Annotated in this window: 19 protein-coding genes; 3 read left to right on the top strand and 16 right to left on the bottom strand. The window is 51.1% G+C overall.

Going from position 1 to position 16880, the window contains the following annotated elements; all coding sequences use genetic code 11:
* Positions 1-85: 85 nt before the first annotated feature.
* On the top strand, positions 86-2914 hold the full coding sequence (gene uvrA, locus PHQ97_05650) for an excinuclease ABC subunit UvrA (GenBank protein ID MDD4392221.1): 2829 nt from the start codon (positions 86-88) through the stop codon (positions 2912-2914).
* A 22-nt stretch (positions 2915-2936) separates the two neighbouring features.
* Here uvrA and PHQ97_05645 read toward each other — a convergent pair whose 3' ends face one another.
* On the bottom strand, positions 2937-4949 hold the full coding sequence (locus PHQ97_05645; protein MDD4392220.1) for an acetate--CoA ligase family protein: 2013 nt from the start codon (positions 4947-4949) through the stop codon (positions 2937-2939).
* Between the two features lie 89 nt (positions 4950-5038).
* On the opposite strand from PHQ97_05645, the gene PHQ97_05640 reads away from it, so the two are divergent.
* A complete protein-coding gene (locus PHQ97_05640; protein ID MDD4392219.1) occupies positions 5039-5290 on the top strand; it encodes a hypothetical protein in 252 nt (83 codons plus the stop codon).
* 136 nt (positions 5291-5426) lie between these two features.
* Here the strand turns inward: PHQ97_05640 and atpE are convergent, their stop codons facing one another.
* The 15 genes from atpE to PHQ97_05565 all read right to left on the bottom strand — a co-directional run bounded on the left by atpE (position 5427) and on the right by PHQ97_05565 (position 15693).
* Complete coding sequence (atpE, locus tag PHQ97_05635) at positions 5427-5711, bottom strand: ATP synthase F0 subunit C (protein ID MDD4392218.1); 285 nt, start codon at positions 5709-5711, stop codon at positions 5427-5429.
* A 101-nt stretch (positions 5712-5812) separates the two neighbouring features.
* Positions 5813-6502, bottom strand: a complete 690-nt coding sequence (atpB, locus tag PHQ97_05630; GenBank protein MDD4392217.1) for a F0F1 ATP synthase subunit A — start codon at positions 6500-6502, stop codon at positions 5813-5815.
* 1 nt (position 6503) lies between these two features.
* Positions 6504-6890 (bottom strand): ATP synthase subunit I, encoded by a 387-nt coding sequence (locus tag PHQ97_05625; protein ID MDD4392216.1) that lies wholly within the window; start codon positions 6888-6890, stop codon positions 6504-6506.
* 26 nt (positions 6891-6916) lie between these two features.
* Positions 6917-7135 (bottom strand): AtpZ/AtpI family protein, encoded by a 219-nt coding sequence (locus PHQ97_05620; protein MDD4392215.1) that lies wholly within the window; start codon positions 7133-7135, stop codon positions 6917-6919.
* Positions 7136-7748: 613 nt separating this feature from the next.
* The gene (locus tag PHQ97_05615; GenBank protein ID MDD4392214.1) at positions 7749-8546 is read right to left on the bottom strand and encodes a dihydroorotate dehydrogenase electron transfer subunit; all 798 of its coding nucleotides are present in this window, start codon (positions 8544-8546) and stop codon (positions 7749-7751) included.
* Between the two features lie 15 nt (positions 8547-8561).
* A complete protein-coding gene (gene pgeF, locus PHQ97_05610; protein ID MDD4392213.1) occupies positions 8562-9353 on the bottom strand; it encodes a peptidoglycan editing factor PgeF in 792 nt (263 codons plus the stop codon).
* A gap of 46 nt (positions 9354-9399) precedes the next feature.
* The gene (locus PHQ97_05605; protein MDD4392212.1) at positions 9400-10275 is read right to left on the bottom strand and encodes a ComF family protein; all 876 of its coding nucleotides are present in this window, start codon (positions 10273-10275) and stop codon (positions 9400-9402) included.
* Positions 10238-11473 (bottom strand): isocitrate dehydrogenase (NADP(+)), encoded by a 1236-nt coding sequence (gene icd, locus PHQ97_05600; protein MDD4392211.1) that lies wholly within the window; start codon positions 11471-11473, stop codon positions 10238-10240. Before icd ends, PHQ97_05605 begins: the two co-directional genes overlap by 38 nt.
* A 275-nt stretch (positions 11474-11748) precedes the next feature.
* Positions 11749-12504 carry a 23S rRNA (guanosine(2251)-2'-O)-methyltransferase RlmB gene (gene rlmB / locus PHQ97_05595; GenBank protein ID MDD4392210.1) on the bottom strand — a complete coding sequence of 252 codons (756 nt, stop codon included), beginning with the start codon at positions 12502-12504 and terminating at the stop codon, positions 11749-11751.
* A 51-nt stretch (positions 12505-12555) separates the two neighbouring features.
* Positions 12556-13158 carry a guanylate kinase gene (gene gmk / locus PHQ97_05590; protein ID MDD4392209.1) on the bottom strand — a complete coding sequence of 201 codons (603 nt, stop codon included), beginning with the start codon at positions 13156-13158 and terminating at the stop codon, positions 12556-12558.
* Between the two features lie 33 nt (positions 13159-13191).
* The gene (locus tag PHQ97_05585; protein ID MDD4392208.1) at positions 13192-13446 is read right to left on the bottom strand and encodes a DUF370 domain-containing protein; all 255 of its coding nucleotides are present in this window, start codon (positions 13444-13446) and stop codon (positions 13192-13194) included.
* A gap of 73 nt (positions 13447-13519) precedes the next feature.
* The gene (locus PHQ97_05580) at positions 13520-14401 is read right to left on the bottom strand and encodes a YicC family protein (protein ID MDD4392207.1); all 882 of its coding nucleotides are present in this window, start codon (positions 14399-14401) and stop codon (positions 13520-13522) included.
* Complete coding sequence (locus PHQ97_05575; protein MDD4392206.1) at positions 14394-14966, bottom strand: DUF4416 family protein; 573 nt, start codon at positions 14964-14966, stop codon at positions 14394-14396. Before PHQ97_05575 ends, PHQ97_05580 begins: the two co-directional genes overlap by 8 nt.
* Before the next feature lie 4 nt (positions 14967-14970).
* Entirely contained in the window at positions 14971-15147 is a 177-nt protein-coding gene (locus PHQ97_05570; GenBank protein MDD4392205.1) for a Trm112 family protein, read from the bottom strand.
* Between the two features lie 204 nt (positions 15148-15351).
* Entirely contained in the window at positions 15352-15693 is a 342-nt protein-coding gene (locus PHQ97_05565; protein MDD4392204.1) for a hypothetical protein, read from the bottom strand.
* Positions 15694-15836: 143 nt separating this feature from the next.
* Between PHQ97_05565 and rfaD the strand changes: the two genes are divergently transcribed.
* A complete protein-coding gene (gene rfaD, locus PHQ97_05560) occupies positions 15837-16805 on the top strand; it encodes an ADP-glyceromanno-heptose 6-epimerase (GenBank protein ID MDD4392203.1) in 969 nt (322 codons plus the stop codon).
* Positions 16806-16880 lie beyond the last annotated feature (75 nt).

Genomic DNA, 16880 nt, shown 5'->3' with positions numbered 1-16880 from the left:
GCGTCGTGGCCTCTGCTTTTGAGCGGTTCTTGAAAGAAATACTTTTTTTAAATTTTTCAGGGATACTGACAGACTGGACCAAATCATGAATTCAGATTTCATCATCATCCGGGGAGCCAGGCAGCATAACCTGAAAAACATCGATATCGATATCCCTCGAAACAGCCTGGTCGTCATCACCGGGCTGTCCGGTTCCGGCAAGTCCACCCTGGCGTTCGACACCTTATATGCCGAAGGCCAGCGACGATATGTCGAATCGCTTTCCACTTACGCACGCCAGTTCCTGGAGCGTCTGGAAAAACCCGATGTGGATATGATCGAAGGGCTTTCACCGGCTATCGCCATCGAGCAGAAGACGGCCAGTCACAACCCCCGCTCCACGGTGGGTACCATCACCGAAATATATGATTATCTCCGGCTTCTCTATGCCAGAATCGGCACCCCGCACTGCCACCTGTGCGGCCGGCCGATCACCTCCCAGACCATCGATCAGATGATCGATCAGGTGATGGCCCTGCCCGAAAAAACCAGAATCATCATTCTTTCCCCGGTTGTATCCGCCCAGAAAGGATCCCATGAAAAAATCCTTGCCCGCCTGAAAAAAGAGGGATTTGCCCGTGTCCGGGTTGACGGCAGCATTCTGGAAATCGAACGCGTCGAAAAACTGGATAAAAACAGCCGCCATCAGATCGATGTCATTGTCGATCGTCTGGTGATCAACGAGCGTATCCGAAACCGGCTGGCAGATTCCATCGAGCTTGCCATGGCACAGGCAGACGGATGGATTGAAGTGGATGTGGTCGATGGAGAGCCCATTTTATTCAGCGAAAAGCTGACCTGCATCTCCTGCGGAGTCAGTTATCCGGCCTTTACACCGGCCAGTTTTTCATTTAATTCTCCTCAGGGCGCCTGCCCCGAATGCGACGGGATGGGGTCCACAACCGAATTTGATCCGGATCTGATCATTCCCAATCCGGAACTTTCCCTCAGGGACGGAGCGGTGGCGCAGTGGGCCAACAGAAACTCCGTCCAGTTTTTTGAGTTCCTCGACGCCCTGACATCTCACTACGGCGTGGACATTTATACGCCCGTAAAAGACCTCCCGGAGCACTTCAGGCAGGTTCTCCTGTACGGATCGGGAAAAGAGCAGATCCCCTTTTATTTTGAACGCGACACTGGACGGGGTACCTACCAGAAAACCTTTGAAGGCCTGATTCCAAAACTCAGGCGGCAATATATCGATACGGACTCAGCCCAAACCCGGGATGAGATCCGCCGATACATGAGCTTTCACCCCTGCCCCGAATGCAGGGGAACCCGGCTCAACCCGGTCAGCCGATCGGTTACCGTAAATGGGGTTACCCTGCCTCAGGTCACCGCATTAACCATCGAAAAAGCGTATTCTTTTTTTTCGGAAATGACCTTATCTGACCGGGATCAGCTGATCGCCGAGAGGATATTGAAAGAAATTACCGAAAGGCTGGGATTTTTAAACCATGTCGGCCTGACCTATCTGACACTGGACCGGGCGGCATACACCCTGTCCGGGGGTGAAAGCCAGCGGATACGCCTGGCCACCCAGATCGGCTCAAAACTTACCGGCGTGCTCTATGTTCTCGACGAGCCCAGCATCGGACTGCACCAGAGAGACAACCAGCGGCTGCTGGAAACCCTGATGACCCTGAAAAATCTGGGCAATACCGTAATCGTCGTCGAACATGATGAAGACACCATCATGGCTTCCGACTTTGTGGTGGATATGGGGCCGGGGGCCGGGATGCACGGAGGGGAAATCATGTTTTCCGGGCCGCCGGATAAACTTCTTGACGACACCCGTTCTCTGACCGGTCAGTACCTGTCAGGCCGCAAATCCATTCCTGTCCCGTCCCGACGGCGCTCGGGTTCCGGAAAATCATTGATCATCGAGGGCGCCTGTGAAAATAACCTGAAGCACATCCGGGTTGAATTTCCCCTGGGCTGTTTTATCTGCGTTACCGGCGTATCAGGTTCCGGCAAATCGACCCTGGTTCTGGAAACGGTGTACCCGATACTGGCCCGGCATCTGTATCATGCCCGTATTCCTTCCGGATCCTATTCGTCAGTCTCCGGTGTCGAGGCTGTCGATAAAGTCATCCATATCGACCAGTCTCCTATCGGCAAGACCCCGAGATCCAACCCGGGAACCTACACCGGTATCTTCACCCATATCCGGGAGCTGTTTTCCAAAACCCGTGAATCCCGGGTCCGGGGGTACAAACCAGGCCGTTTCAGTTTCAACATCAAGGGCGGAAGATGCGAGGCCTGCGGTGGTGACGGTATTGTCAAAATAGAAATGCATTTTCTGCCCGATGTCTATGTTTCCTGTGATGTGTGTGGCGGGAAACGCTATAATCGTGAAACCCTTGAAATCCAGTACAAGGGATGCAACATAGACGATGTGCTGAATATGACCGTCAATCAGGGGCTTGCTTTTTTCACCCACATACCGCCCATTCGCTCCAAGCTTGAAACGCTGGTGGATGTGGGGCTGGGATATATCCATATTGGACAGGCAGCGACGACATTGTCCGGAGGAGAAGCCCAGCGAATCAAACTGGGCCGGGAGCTGAGTAAAAAAGGCACCGGCAACACCCTGTATATTCTGGATGAGCCTACCACAGGTCTTCACACCGATGACATCTCCCGGCTGCTCATCGTCCTGAACAAGCTGGTGGATATGGGAAATACGGTCATTGTCATCGAACACAATCTGGATGTGATCAAGTCAGCCGATCATATTATCGATCTTGGGCCCGAAGGGGGCGATGCCGGCGGGTATATTGTCGGAACCGGCTCACCGGAACAGCTCGCCCAAAATACGGCCTCATATACCGGACAGTTTCTTAACAGCTTTCTTCATTTGCGCCATCGGTAAACACCTGACGCGGCCGAGGCCCTTAACGCTTCAAGATCCGTGCATCCACCACCAGTGCCCCGGAAGGGTAAGCCAGCACCGGGTTCAGATCCATCTCCACGATATCTTCATGAACCCGGGCAATCTCCGCCAGGCGCACAAGCAGATCCGCCAGTGCGTTCACATCCACCGGCGGCCTTCCCCGATAGCCTTTGAGCAATACCGCGCCCCTGATTTCCCCCATCATATCCAGTGCCTCCTGCCGGGTGAGCGGCAGCAGCCGCGTGCTGACATCCTGAACCAGTTCCACCAGCACCCCTCCCAGGCCAAACAGCATCACCGGCCCGAACTGGGGGTCCCGGATGAATCCCATGATCACCTCAAGACCCGATGGCGGCGCCATGGCACTGACACCCCCCCCACGAATCTCCCATTTTGGATGTTCCTGACAAAACGAACCGGTCATTTCAATAAAGGCCACCTTGACCTCGTCAGCCGTATTCAGGTTCAACCGCACACCGCCCACATCGGATTTATGCATGACATCCGGCGATTCGATTTTCAATACAACCGGATAGCCCAGTTCATCCGCATGGCAAACGGCCTCATCCGCGGTTTGAGCCAACCGGGCGGATACGCAGCAAATGCCCTTATCCTTCAAAAAGCTGATGCTCTCAAAAAACCCCAGATGGATGCGGGCGGTTGTTTCCGGCAGGTTACTGAAGACCGGCTTTGAATCTGAAGTGGGCGGAAGCAGCTGCGCCATGGCATTCACCGCCCTTTCAGGCGTCGGGAACACGGGAATCCCCTGCTCATGCATCTTGATTTTTTCCTTTCGCTCCACATCCGCCCCACCCATGAATACGACCAGTTCATGGGCCTCCGGAGTCACGGCACTGGACGCATCAGCCACCGGGTCCCCGAAAATAATGCCCAAGGTATCATAAAACGGGCGGGCCTTTTGAATGACAGCCTCAAACATCCGGGCATTGGCATCACCGGTCAGGTCCAGGGGGTTGTTCCGGATTGCCTGCGGGGGAATGATCTCATCCAGCTGACGAATCAGTTCTTCGGGAAGCGGCGGGATGTCAAATCCCATTTGCTCAGCGGCATCCACCGCCAGGATTCCGGCCCCCCCGGAGGTCGTGACGAACATGATCCGGCGGCCAACTGGTTTTTTCAGATACGCCAGCGCCTTTGCCATATCAAAAAATTCTTCCATGGTATCGGCCCGGCAGATGCCGCATCGCTGAAACAGGGCCGAATAGACCGCATCCGCGCCGGCCAGGGACCGGGTGTGCGACTGCGCCGCCAGTTTTCCCTTCGGCGTGCGGCCGGATTTAAGCACCACCAGGGGCTTGGTCAACCCGTCAACCGCCTTCTGAAACCGTTCCGGGTTCTTGACGCCTTCCATATACAGGGCAATCACTTTTGTGTTGGAATCGGTTTGAAAATACCGGATCAGGTCAGCTTCATCCACATCGACCCGGTTGCCCATACTCACAAATCCCGATACCCCCAGGTGCTCTTCGGTAAACCAGTCCATCATGGCCGCCCCCACGGTACCGCTCTGGCTGATGACCGCCACCCGCCCCCTGCCGGTCAAAAGCGGCCATGAGGCGCACAAAGGATGGTACGGGTTGTTCACCCCCTGGCAGTTCGGCCCCAGCACCCTGATCCCCCAGGCTTGAGCATTCTCAAAAACAGCCTGCTGAAGCGCTTCACCTTCCTTACCGATCTCCCTGAATCCTCCGGAAACGATAATAGCCGCCTTGACGCGCTTTTTCCCGCATTCGGTAATAACCTGGGGCACAAACCGTGCCGGAACAATCACCACCGCCAGGTCGACCTGATCCGGCACCTGGCCGACCGCGCTGTAACAGGTCAGGCCCAGAATTTTCTCCTGTTTGGGATTGACCGGATAAACAGTTCCCGGGTAGCCGCCATTGACGATATTGTTCAATATCACATGCCCCAGTTTGCCGGGTTGATCGGATGCACCGATCACAACCACGCTTTTCGGATGAAAAAACGGGTTTAATCCATTGGAATTCATATCATTTCTCCTTAAAATTTACTCCGGATAAAACTCGTCTAAACTTTTTCAGGTTGTCGGCCGGAAGGAAAACTTGACCCGGATACCGCATGAGTTTATTAACATTGGGAAAAACGTTTATCGAAAAAAATACGTTCAAGACTGTCAGGCAGGTTTCGGACTCGATCATCACTTCGGCCATAGTTCCGATCTATGGCCGCGACAACGTGGCCGAACTTATGATCAAACCCCAGGTTTCAGTCAGGGATGGCTCAATCGTAACACCTTCACCCCCTATGGATCAATTTGAATTATATTTCACCATCCTCAATTTTCTGATTTCGATTCTGATGTATCCATAACCCATCAAATTTAAATCGAAAAAACAAAAAGTCCATGGTCATGGCATCAAATTGCCCCCCCACAGACTAAAACAGGGCTGACCCCTTTTCGGGACCAACCCTGTTTCATTTCATTATCAGTTTTTCGCGTATTGCTCTATTTTGCACCAAACAGTGCTGCAATCGCGCTTGCCTGCGGATGCGCATAGATCAGAATCAGAGAAATAACCAGTGCATAAATGGTCAGAGATTCGATCATTGCCAGACCGATCAGCATGGTAACAGTGACTTTACCGGAAGATTCCGGATTCCGTGCAACGCCTTCCACAGCGCCCTTGAGGCCAAGGCCCTGGCCGATACCACAACCCAGTGCAGCGATTCCGATTCCAAAGCCTGCAGCGATAGCACATGCAGCAAAAAATTGTAATGCTTCAGCTCCCATGAAAATTACCTCCTTTTAAAATTTACTAGTTTGCTTCTTCCAGGTTTCCCATTATCAAAAACAGTGCATCCATACTGTAATGCTTCAACATTCACACGCGATTAATGCGCATGTTCCATCGCCCCTGAAAAATACAGGATTGCAAGAAGAAAAAAGACAAAGGCCTGTACCAGTGCGACAAACACACCCAGTGCCATGATCGGCAGCGGTGCAAAAAAAACACCTGCCAGCGCGAATAAAATTCCCAGAACCAGTTCATGGCCCATCATATTTCCGAAAAGACGGAAGGAGAGTGAAAGCACCCGTGCAAAATGACCGATAAGTTCGATGGGAAATATAAGGGGAGTCATCCACCAGACGGGTCCTAAGAAATGTTTCACGTATTTGGCCCCATGATATTTTACGCCGATAACATGGGTAAACACAAAAACAGGAAGGGCCATTGACAGCGTTGTGTTCAGGTCGGCGGTGGGGGGGAAAAATCCCGGAACCATACCTATCAGGTTACAGACAAAAATATAGATAAAAATCGTAGCGATGATCGGGAAAAACCAACGTCCTTCTTCCCCGGTAACATCGACCATGAAGTCTTCGAGCCCTGATACCAGAACCTCTAATACATTCTGCCCTTTCGAAGGTATTAAGCTTGCTCCTTTGGCGGCAACGTAACCGAAGCCAATAATAAGGATCATAACCACCCATGAGTAAACGACATGGACATTGCTATGGACAAAATGCCCCAGCCCGATTAACTCAAAAAATTTGACTAAAAACAGATAGGGATGTTCCACCTTACAATGCCTCCTTTAATATGAGTTTTTTTAATTCCAGTACGGTTGCAATGATAATACTGACCACGACAACCGAAAGCCCGATTATGAGACCAAGGGGATCAACAATATGCCACGCCATAAGCAGAAATATGATAAATCCGCTTATGATAAAACGAATATAATATTTGCCGATCACTACCCTGACAGGCGCCAGATGAGGGGGCGTCAGCGCCGATTTCAATGTTCTCGCAAGCAGATGAAAATTTATTGTTACGATAAGCCCCCCAAATAAAATTCCCCTGGCAAAAGACGGGGGAGCAAACCCGTATCCGACGGCACAGGCAGCAAAAAAAAGAATCCAGTTTGTGTATGTGATGAATTTCACCAACCGATTCTGTATAATCAACGTAGGCCCGTCCTTTTTAACATCCGCTAGAAGTCTCTGCTTTTCCTGATCGCAATGGCGATATTCCTGAACCCTGCGATAATACCCAGAATCAGAAAAATCAGCGTCAGCCATGGACTCGTATCAAATTTTTTGTCCAGGTAGACCCCGATGCCCAGTCCAATAAAGATTGAAAGCGCTATTGATAATCCAAGACTACTGAAATATGCGATATCTTTCAGATAGCGCCTGTTTTTTCGTTTCATACAAGAAACGCCTTTTTAAGTTAATGCCAATAACACAGCATGTTTGGCAAGTCAATGTAATTTTGATTTTTTAAAGCCTACCATTACCCTGCCATAGTAAAACTATGGCAAACAGCTAACCCGCTGTAAATAAATATTTTTCATATAATTATATGCGATATTGTTCAACAAGTCACGGCTGGATAGATTTTTATTATAAATTTATCCACGGGTATTATTTACTGAATAAAGTTGTTCCACGGAAGGGATTTTCGGGCTTGATCATAACTGCGGCCATATTTTGCTGTGCGTAGCCTTGAAGTCCCGTCCGTTGCCGGTGTACGACATGGCGCGATCCGGGGAAAAGATGCCGGGACCATGAAGCGTTAAGAAGCGCAAACGGTTTGAGGCTTGCCGAGTTTTTGCGCTTTAGATTCATGGGCCCGGCATCCCCCGGATCGTGCTGGAGAAGCCGGCAAGGGGCGGGACGGGCCCCGTGACATTGTGGCCGCAGTTATGATCAAGCCCGGATTTTCAGACGTCTGGAAACTGATTCGGCAGAGTGATCCTCCTGCCGCTCTGCGGCAGGAGGATCACTGTCATTGATTTCGCAGTCAATATGGTATGGCAGAATTCATAATTTCAGCAGACTCGCGTCAAACACCGGTCCATCCTTACAGACATGGTAATAGTTACCGGATGAATCGGCAGCCTCGACCGCACACCCCAGGCAGGCTCCGATTCCGCAGGCCATATGCGATTCCAGAGAAATCAGGCAAGTCACGGAACAGCGTATGGCAAGCCGTGCAACCTTCTTTAACATGGGAAGGGGCCCGCACGCGCAAACCAGATCCGGACGGTCATTTATCAAACCCGTTTCCAGCAGATCGGTAACCAGCCCCCGGTCCCCTTCGCTGCCATCATCGGTGATCACGCTGATCGGCATCCCAAGCTTGATAAAATCATCTTTACACAGCAGATCGTCCGCGGATCTGCCACCGAGGAGCAGCCTGCAGCCAGAAAATCCATCCGTACACTGCCGCAGAGACATGGCCAGAAAATACAGCGGGGCAACTCCGATTCCGCCGGCAACCAGAACGATTCGCCGGGCCGTATCCGGAATTAAAAACCCGTTGCCCAAAGGACCGAGAATATTGACCCCATCATGCTCCCTGCAGGCGGCAAGCTTACGGGTCCCCTCACCTGCCACCTTATAAAGAATTTCAATCCCCTCAAAGGTTTTGCCTGACAGGAGTGGTCTGTGAATGGAAAACGGCCGGCGAAGCAGGGGTGCAATCTGATCCGGCAGATGAAGCATGACAAACTGACCCGGCTGAGCCCCGGCAAACGCTTCGCTGCATCTCAGGCCGATTTTATAATAAAAAGGCCGTATCGGCCGGTTCCACAAAACAGTCACATTTTCCTGGCGCATTGCGCTATCTCCTTTTTATCGGCGACCAATCACAGCGGCAAATCTTCCGGTCCGCTTTTCTGCCCGGTATGAAAAAAACAGGTCCGTACGGCACCGGGTACAGATCGTGCTGGTGGCTATGTTACCGGAGCGTATACCGGCATCTTCAAGCTGATGACGGCTCGCGGCCCAGAAATCGAAACATTGTGAATCGTTTTTAAATTTCCAGAACGATTTCGGGAGCTCTTTTCTGTAATGAATAAATTCAGCACAGCACGGACCCAGCGACGGGCCAATTCCTGCCACAATATCCGAAGGCTTGCAACCGAAATTTTCTTCCATTGAGCGAATGGTCCGACCGATGATATTTTGTATGCTCCCCCGCCATCCACTGTGAATATTGGCTACCGCCTGTGCGACCGGATCATGCAACAACACCGGCTGGCAGTCGGCTGCCTGTATGCACAGCATTTTACCTGGCACATTGGAAATCATGGCATCTCCGGTGACAGCACCACCGGATGTTCCGGCATCGTTCAGTGGATCATCCCGTTTAAAAACGATAACATCGGCCTCATGAACCTGGTTGATAAACACCAGATCATCGGCGCGCATACATTCAGCGACAATTGCGCGATTGCGCAGCACACACGCCTCGTCATCGCCCGCGCGGAGGCTGACGTTCAGGCTGTCAAACGGCGATCTGCTGACGCCCCCGCGCCGCGTAAACACCCCGTGGACAATGCCGGAAAACCTCGCAAGATCCGCAAACTGAAAAAACGGCACTTGCCGATAATGCTGTAAAATCATTTGCTGGTTATCTTTCATCTGTCTTCTGCCTTCCGACTTCTGGCCTCTGATCTCTGAGCAGAGGTCACATGGTCCGCGCCAGTGTCAGCACATCAACCTGACGTGCGCCTGAGCGAATCAGCTGTCTGGCACATTCATTGACGGTGGCGCCGGTGGTGTACACGTCATCGACCAGAAGAATTTTCTTTCCCCTGAGCATTGTTTTTCCCGTAACACGGAATGCTTTGGCGATATTTTTCTTCCGCTGTCTGCGGTCAAGCGTTGTCTGTGGATCGGTCCATCTGCATCGTGTCACGATATCGGTTCTGATCTCCAGACGGGGCAGTTCCATTTTCATGGATTCTGCAAAGGATCGCCAGTTACGGATCAGCAAAAACGCCTGGTTAAAGCCCCTGGTTCTGAACCGTTTTAAATGAAGCGGCACCGGAATGACCATATCGACCGAGTCCTGCTCCCAGAAGCGGATGAACGCAAAAAAAAGGAGCATGCCAAGCGGGTCCGCCAGCTGGATTTTTCCTTTATATTTGAGGCTGTGAATCAGTTTCATCAGCGTCCGGTCATATACCCCGGCCGCCCGGGCACGGCCGTAATGCGCCGGGGATTCGATACATTGCTGACATATATGGTCCACTCCTTCCCGGCTCGGGAACATCACCCCGCATACGCTGCAAACAGGAGATGCAACCGGCTCAATATGCTCCAGGCACCCGGGGCACACAAACGGCGATATGGATACTGAAAACAGGTTGATGCCATTTTCGGGCAATCCATTTTCACTCAGGGCACTGGTCAGCACACCCCCATCGGGGTGCGGCCGCGGATGAAACAGGCAACCACAGGACAGGCACCGTATCGGAAACAGTGCCTGCCTGATCGATCGGCTGACCAGATCGACCCGATCCTTATTCGGTTTGAATATGGCGGATAATGTTGTCAGCAAATTCGGAACACTTTACTTCTGTTGCCCCTTTGATCTGTCGGGCAAGGTCATAGGTCACGGTATTGTCTTTAATTGTCGTCTGAAGCGCCTGCCGGATCAGTTCCGCCGCCGGTGCCCAGCCCAGATAATCGAGCATCATAACGGCAGACAGTATCAGCGAACACGGATTGACCTTATCCAGGCCGGCATACTTGGGAACCGTTCCGTGAGTCGCTTCAAATACGGCACATTCATCCCCGATGTTGGCTCCGGGGGCCATCCCAAGTCCTCCGATCTGTGCGGCAAGCGCATCTGACAGATAATCCCCGTTCAGGTTCGGAGTCGCAATGACATGGTATTCTTCCGGCCTGAGCAGCACCTGCTGAAACATCATGTCGGCAATCCGGTCTTTGATCACCACCCTGCCCTCGGGCGGCTTTCCGTGATATGTTTCAAACAATTCTTTTTCGGTAATGGTCCTGTCACCGAATTTTTCCCTGGCGATCTCATACCCCCACCGGCTGAACGCGCCTTCCGTAAATTTCATGATATTGCCCTTGTGCATCAACGTGACACTCGGCAGCCGGTGCTCGATGGCATAGGCAATAGCGCGGGCAACCAGGCGTTTGGAATTTCTTTGGCTGATGGGCTTGATTCCGATTCCGGAATCTTCAGGCAGACTTATGCCCATCTCTTTTTCAAGAAAAGAAATCACCCTCAAGGCATCCGCGCTTGAAGCCTCCCATTCGATCCCGGCATAGACATCTTCCGTATTTTCGCGGAAAATGACCATATCGACGTTCCAGGGCCGCTTCATCGGACTGGGAACCGGATCGATATATCTGACCGGTCGTACGCAGGCATACAGATCGAGCTTCTGCCGTATGGCGACATTGAGACTCCGGATTCCTTCGCCAATCGGAGTGGTTAAGGGGCCTTTAATGGCCACCACATGGGTTCGGATGGCGTCAAGCGTACGTTCGGGCAGCCACTGCCCGGTCTGCCGGAAGGCCTTTTCACCCGCATAAATTTCAGTCCAGGATATTTTCCGCTGATCCCCGTACGCCGCGTTGACCGCACAGTCGATTATTTTTCGGGTAACCGGCCATATATCCTGACCGATCCCGTCTCCTTCGATAAACGGAATAACGGGGCATAGCGGAACATCCAGCGTCCCGTCTTCATGCTTTCGTATGATGTCTGAATGTTTCTGGTTCATGGCAAAAGTCCTTTGCTTAAACGGAGTTACCCGATACCGGGTATCGGGCCCCCGGTCTATTTGTATTAAGGGGGGCTCAGCCGGAATATATGGTTTTCCACGCCCCTGATTCGGACGATTCCCCCCATACCCGGAAATACATGACAAATGATGATCACTGCAGATGAATCAGCTTATTTCAAGCGGGGTATTGATGATGGCTTAAAAAAGTATTGTTTTCGTCCAGGCACTGTTTCAGCAAACGCGAGAGACAGTCCCGTACAAGGCAAATCCTGTCAGAGCTGCTGATGGACATGGCGCTGCCTGAATGTTTCATATAACACAACCGCACCGGCCACAGAGGCATTGAGAGAATCAAACTGCCCGATCTGAGGAATTGACATCAAAAAATCGCATTGTTTTTTCACCAGAGGACGTATACCGTTTTCCTCGCCGCCAATAACGACAGCGGTTGGCCCGCTCAAATTGCTGTCAAAGATACTCTTTTCAGCGGATTTATCCATCCCGGCTATCCAGAGTCCGCTTTCCTTCAACGAATTGATCGTGCTGGCCATATTGGTAACCCGGGCAATCCTGACATGCTCGATGGCGCCTGCGGATGTTTTGGATACCAGCGGCGTCGGTGCGGCCGCCCGGTCTTTGGGAATTACAACCCCATTTACGCCGGCACATAACGCCGTTCTGACCAGCGCGCCGAGATTGTGGGGATCCAGCACATTATCAAGCAGCAGTAAAAACGGATTGGAAGCAATAAATTCCGGGACATCGGTAATGTCGGAAAGCTGAGCGAACGGATACGGGCCTGTTTCCGCCCCGATTCCCTGATGAGCATCAGATCCGGCCATATGAGCCAGCTGCGAGGCATTCACCATTTCGACAAAAATGCCAAGCGCACGCGCCGTCGTTACAAGGCTTTCATAGCGTTCCGCCTTTTTATCCTTTGCCAGAAACAGTTTATAAATCTGCCTTCGAGCCGCCTTCAGTGCCTCGTTTACCGGATGAAAGCCATAAATCAACTCTGTTTTTTTCACATCTGTCCTTATCTGTTTTCCGGAACGAAGTTGCGAATTCATCGAGGGGTGTTAGTTTAAACGATACATTTCGATAATGGAGACCAGTTCAGCAACGGCATCCGGCAACTTGTCATTGACGATGACATGACGATATAAATTTCTCCGGCTTATTTCATCCACAGCGATTTTCAGCCGTTTCTCAATAACCTCGCTGCTGTCTGTCTCACGGGTCACCAGCCGCTCTCTGAGGCTCTCCAATGACGGCGGCATGATAAAAATGGTTACACACGCAGGATATCGTCGGATAATCTGTGAGGCCCCCTGCACATCTATATCCAGCAGCACGTCATTGCCGGCCTTAATCCGGGCATCAATAAATTCAGCGGATGTCCCGTAGTAATTGTCATATACCCGTGCCCATTCGGCCCACTTGTGCTGCTTTATGCCGGATTCAAACGCTTGTATTGAAGTAAAATAATAGTCCACCCCGTCTTTTTCTCCTTTACGGGGCGACCGGGTGGTATGGGATATGGAATACTGCATATCCGGAAACCGGCCCAATACGGCCCGGCACAGGGTCGTCTTGCCCGCACCGGAGGGGGCGGATATTATAAACAGTCGCCGCTGCCTGGCACCTGAGACTGCAGTAATGCTGCTGGTGGATAATACCATTTGTTCAACCGATCCATCAAATCAACGCCGGGGTCAATTTGATTCCTTCACTATCTGATACCGTTGAGATATGGTTTCCGACTGGATCGCCGAAAGAATAATATGATTGCTGTCCATGACAATAATAGCCCGGGTTCGACGCCCATGAGTGGCATCGACAAGTCGATTTTCATTCCGGGCCTCGTCTTTCAGGCGCTTTATGGGCGCGGAATTCGGCGAGACTATCGCCACGACCCGATCGGCAACCACCGTACTTCCAAATCCGATATTCAACAACCTCTGTTCCATCGCCCCCCCCCAAACCCGTATCGACTATCACCAGAATCTGATGCGCAGCGGCGCATTCACCGCTGGCAGCAAGCTATTCAATATTCTGAACCTGTTCTCTGATCTTTTCAAGCTCAGACTTGACGTCGACGATAACGTGAGATATAGCGGCATTGGCCGTCTTTGATCCCATCGTGTTAAACTCACGGTTCAATTCCTGAAGCAGAAAATTCAGCTTTCTTCCCGCCGGTTCATCCATTTCCATCAACTCCCGAAACTGCAGCACATGGCTTTTCGTCCGGGTAATTTCTTCCGAAATATCGCTTCGGTCTGCCAGAAACGCCGCTTCCTGCGAAATTCTTCCCGGATCAATCTCCACCATCCCCTGCGTCAGAACGGTGATACGCTCCCGGAGGCGGTTCTGGTAAAACGCCAGCAAGTCAGCCGAAGCATTTTCAATCCGGCATACTTTTTGCTGAATATCATCGAGCCGGCCGGCAAAATCCCGGGCAATAAAATCACCTTCCCGCTTTCGCATGGCATCCAGATCGATCAGTGCCCGGGTCAGACAGTCCCGCACAATCGCCCAGCACGCCTCCAGATCCTGTCTGATATCGACGGGCCTGATGAGCCCGCCGTTTTCCATCAGCATGTCCAGGGTTACATCCGTATTGATCCCGAAAAGATCCTTCAGGCGGGACAGCGCCCCCATATAGGCTTTGGCTTTGGCTTCGTTGACTTCAAATCCGTAAACTTCCTCCGAGGCGTCCTGAATCACGAGCTTTATTTCAACACGGCCCCGGATCACATGCTCTGATATCAGATTTTTTATCTTTTCTTCCAGACTGGCGTATCCTTGAGGAACCCTTAGCACAACATCCAGATACCGGCTGTTGTACGTTCGAATTTCCGTTGAAACGGTCAGCTGGTTTTCGGTTTTTTCCACTGCCGCAAATGCGGTCATACTTTTAATCATATATGTTATCCCCTGTTTTTTCAGCGGGTTTTATCCCATCTATCTCCTTGAAATCCAGTACATATTTTTTACGGACCTGCTCAAGAAAGGCCTTCAGATTCTCCTGGGCATAATCCGGGTACGTCCACGGCAGTGTCTGAAAAGCGCCTCGGGTAAAGATCAGCGTCAGATCGGCATATATTCCTTGTCCGATATAAATCCGGTGGGTATAATTTTTCCCGGTAGCCAGTACGAACCGTTCATGGACCAGATATCCGGGATCTATATTGACCTGCCGTTTTTCCCCCATGGCGCAGCCGTGTTCTACCGTATTGGTAAAAAGCTTGATATCCGGCAACGCGCACGGATCGATAAGCGTTTTGAAGACCATCATCCGCCGGAACAACGGGGTGCCCATCTCAGACTCATAATAGGATGTATAATCAAACGGAAACCACGAGCTGATCATATCAACCGGACCGAATTTTTCGACCAGTTGTGCGGATATGGGTTCAATAAGAATTTTGTCCTTCATAAAAAGGCTGATAACCAGTTTCGCCGGTTTGGATTCTCTGGGTGTGCTCAATGGATCATTCCTCTACCCGCCTGGCTTCTTCGATCAGCATAATCGGGATACCGTCCCTTATTTCATAGGCCAGGCGACAGCGATCGCAAACCAGGACGTTTTCAGCCCGGACAAGATGTACAGCCCCCTTGCATTTCGGGCAAACCAATATTTCAAGCAGTTCCTCAGAGATAGTCGACATGGTTGTCTCCTTCATTTCATATTCATCCATCACCGGCCATAACCGGATAAGTTTTCTGACGCAAACATTTTTTCAAGCTATATCAGACAACCCTACAACTTTCAAAACCAAAAAGCATGCCCCTGATCATCATGCGGCTTATCTATATCAATTTTTTCCCCATTCCTCCATGCAATTTTTAACCCCATGGTTGTATAAACAAAATTATGAAGAATAAAACAGACTCATAATGACATCCGGATGTGAAAGTTGGGGCTTGATCCTGTCTTCGGCCATATTTCCGAATAAGTTGCTGCGGAGTTCCGCGACAACGTGGCCGAGACGATGGTCAAGGCAAAAATTTATAATGCCGTATCTCCTTTTCTGACATGGGGTTGCAGCAGCTGAACACCGCTTCACCCGTGGACGCCCTGGCACTACCGCATTCTCGACTTTTGAAACGCCGGGGTCAGGTTCCCGGTTCGGATCGATGCCGGCATTCATTTTAACCGGCGGCTGATGACGCCCCATGAATACGAACAGTTTCCCATCCGGCGAAACACTCACGACCGTTTTTTACCCTTGAACAATCTCAGAAAATATGGCTAACTTTCCGGGATGATTCAAACGGGATCGTCCCTGTAACGCGAAATGGATTTTTTACCAAATCGTCTATTCAACCCTGACCTTGTCACATATGGGAGCATGCCATGTATATTGTAACCGGAGGCGCCGGATTCATCGGCAGCGCGTTCATCTGGAAACTCAACCAGTCAGGAATTAACGATATTCTGGTTGTCGACAACCTTGCCCAATCCGAAAAATGGAAAAATCTTGTCAACCGGCAGTATAAAGATTATATTCACAAAACTGTTTTTATAGAACAGCTGCTGCGCGAAAATTTTACCGGAATTGAAGCGATTGTCCATCTGGGGGCCTGTTCGTCAACGACCGAACGGGACGCTGATTTTTTAATGGAAAACAATTTCCATTTTTCAAGGACATTGGCCCGATACGCCATAGAACGGAAAATCCGGTTTATCAACGCTTCCAGTGCAGCCACCTACGGAGCCGGAGAAAAGGGATTTTCTGATGATGAAGCCTTAATCCCTGCTCTGAGGCCGCTGAACATGTACGGCTACAGCAAACAGCTGTTTGACCTGTGGCTGCTCCGGGAAAATCTGTCGAACAAGGTGGCCAGCCTGAAATTTTTCAATGTATACGGGCCCAATGAATATCACAAGGCTGATATGTGCAGCGTGATTTATAAGTCCTTTTTTCAGGTCAAAGACACCGGCAGAATCAGCCTTTTCAAATCGTACCGCCCCGAATATCCTGACGGCGGCCAGCTCAGAGATTTTGTCTATGTCAAGGACTGTGTCGAAGTGATCATGTGGCTGGTGCAGCATCCGGAAATCAACGGCATTTTCAATGTCGGCACGGGAAAATCTCGCACCTGGAAGGACCTGGCCCTCGCCGTGTTTGATGCGATGGGGGTTGCACAACAGATTGACTATATCGAGATGCCGCAGCATTTAAAAGACCGGTATCAGTACTTTACCCAGGCGAATATGGAAAAACTGTCCGCCGCCGGCTGTCCGGTTCAGTTTACCAGTCTCGAAGAAGGGACTCATGATTACATTACCCGGTATCTCAATGAATCCGACCCCTGTCTTTGACCGCGGGACCGGATGCTCCCCCGGTGCCCTTTTGACCGGAATAAGATACAATGGCTACATGCCCGTAAAGGATTA

Source organism: Desulfobacterales bacterium (genome assembly GCA_028704555.1).
Classification (GTDB): Bacteria; Desulfobacterota; Desulfobacteria; order Desulfobacterales; family JAQWFD01; genus JAQWFD01.
The sequence above is the reverse complement of the archived record's forward strand: the minus strand, read 5'-3'. Positions and strand labels throughout refer to the sequence as shown.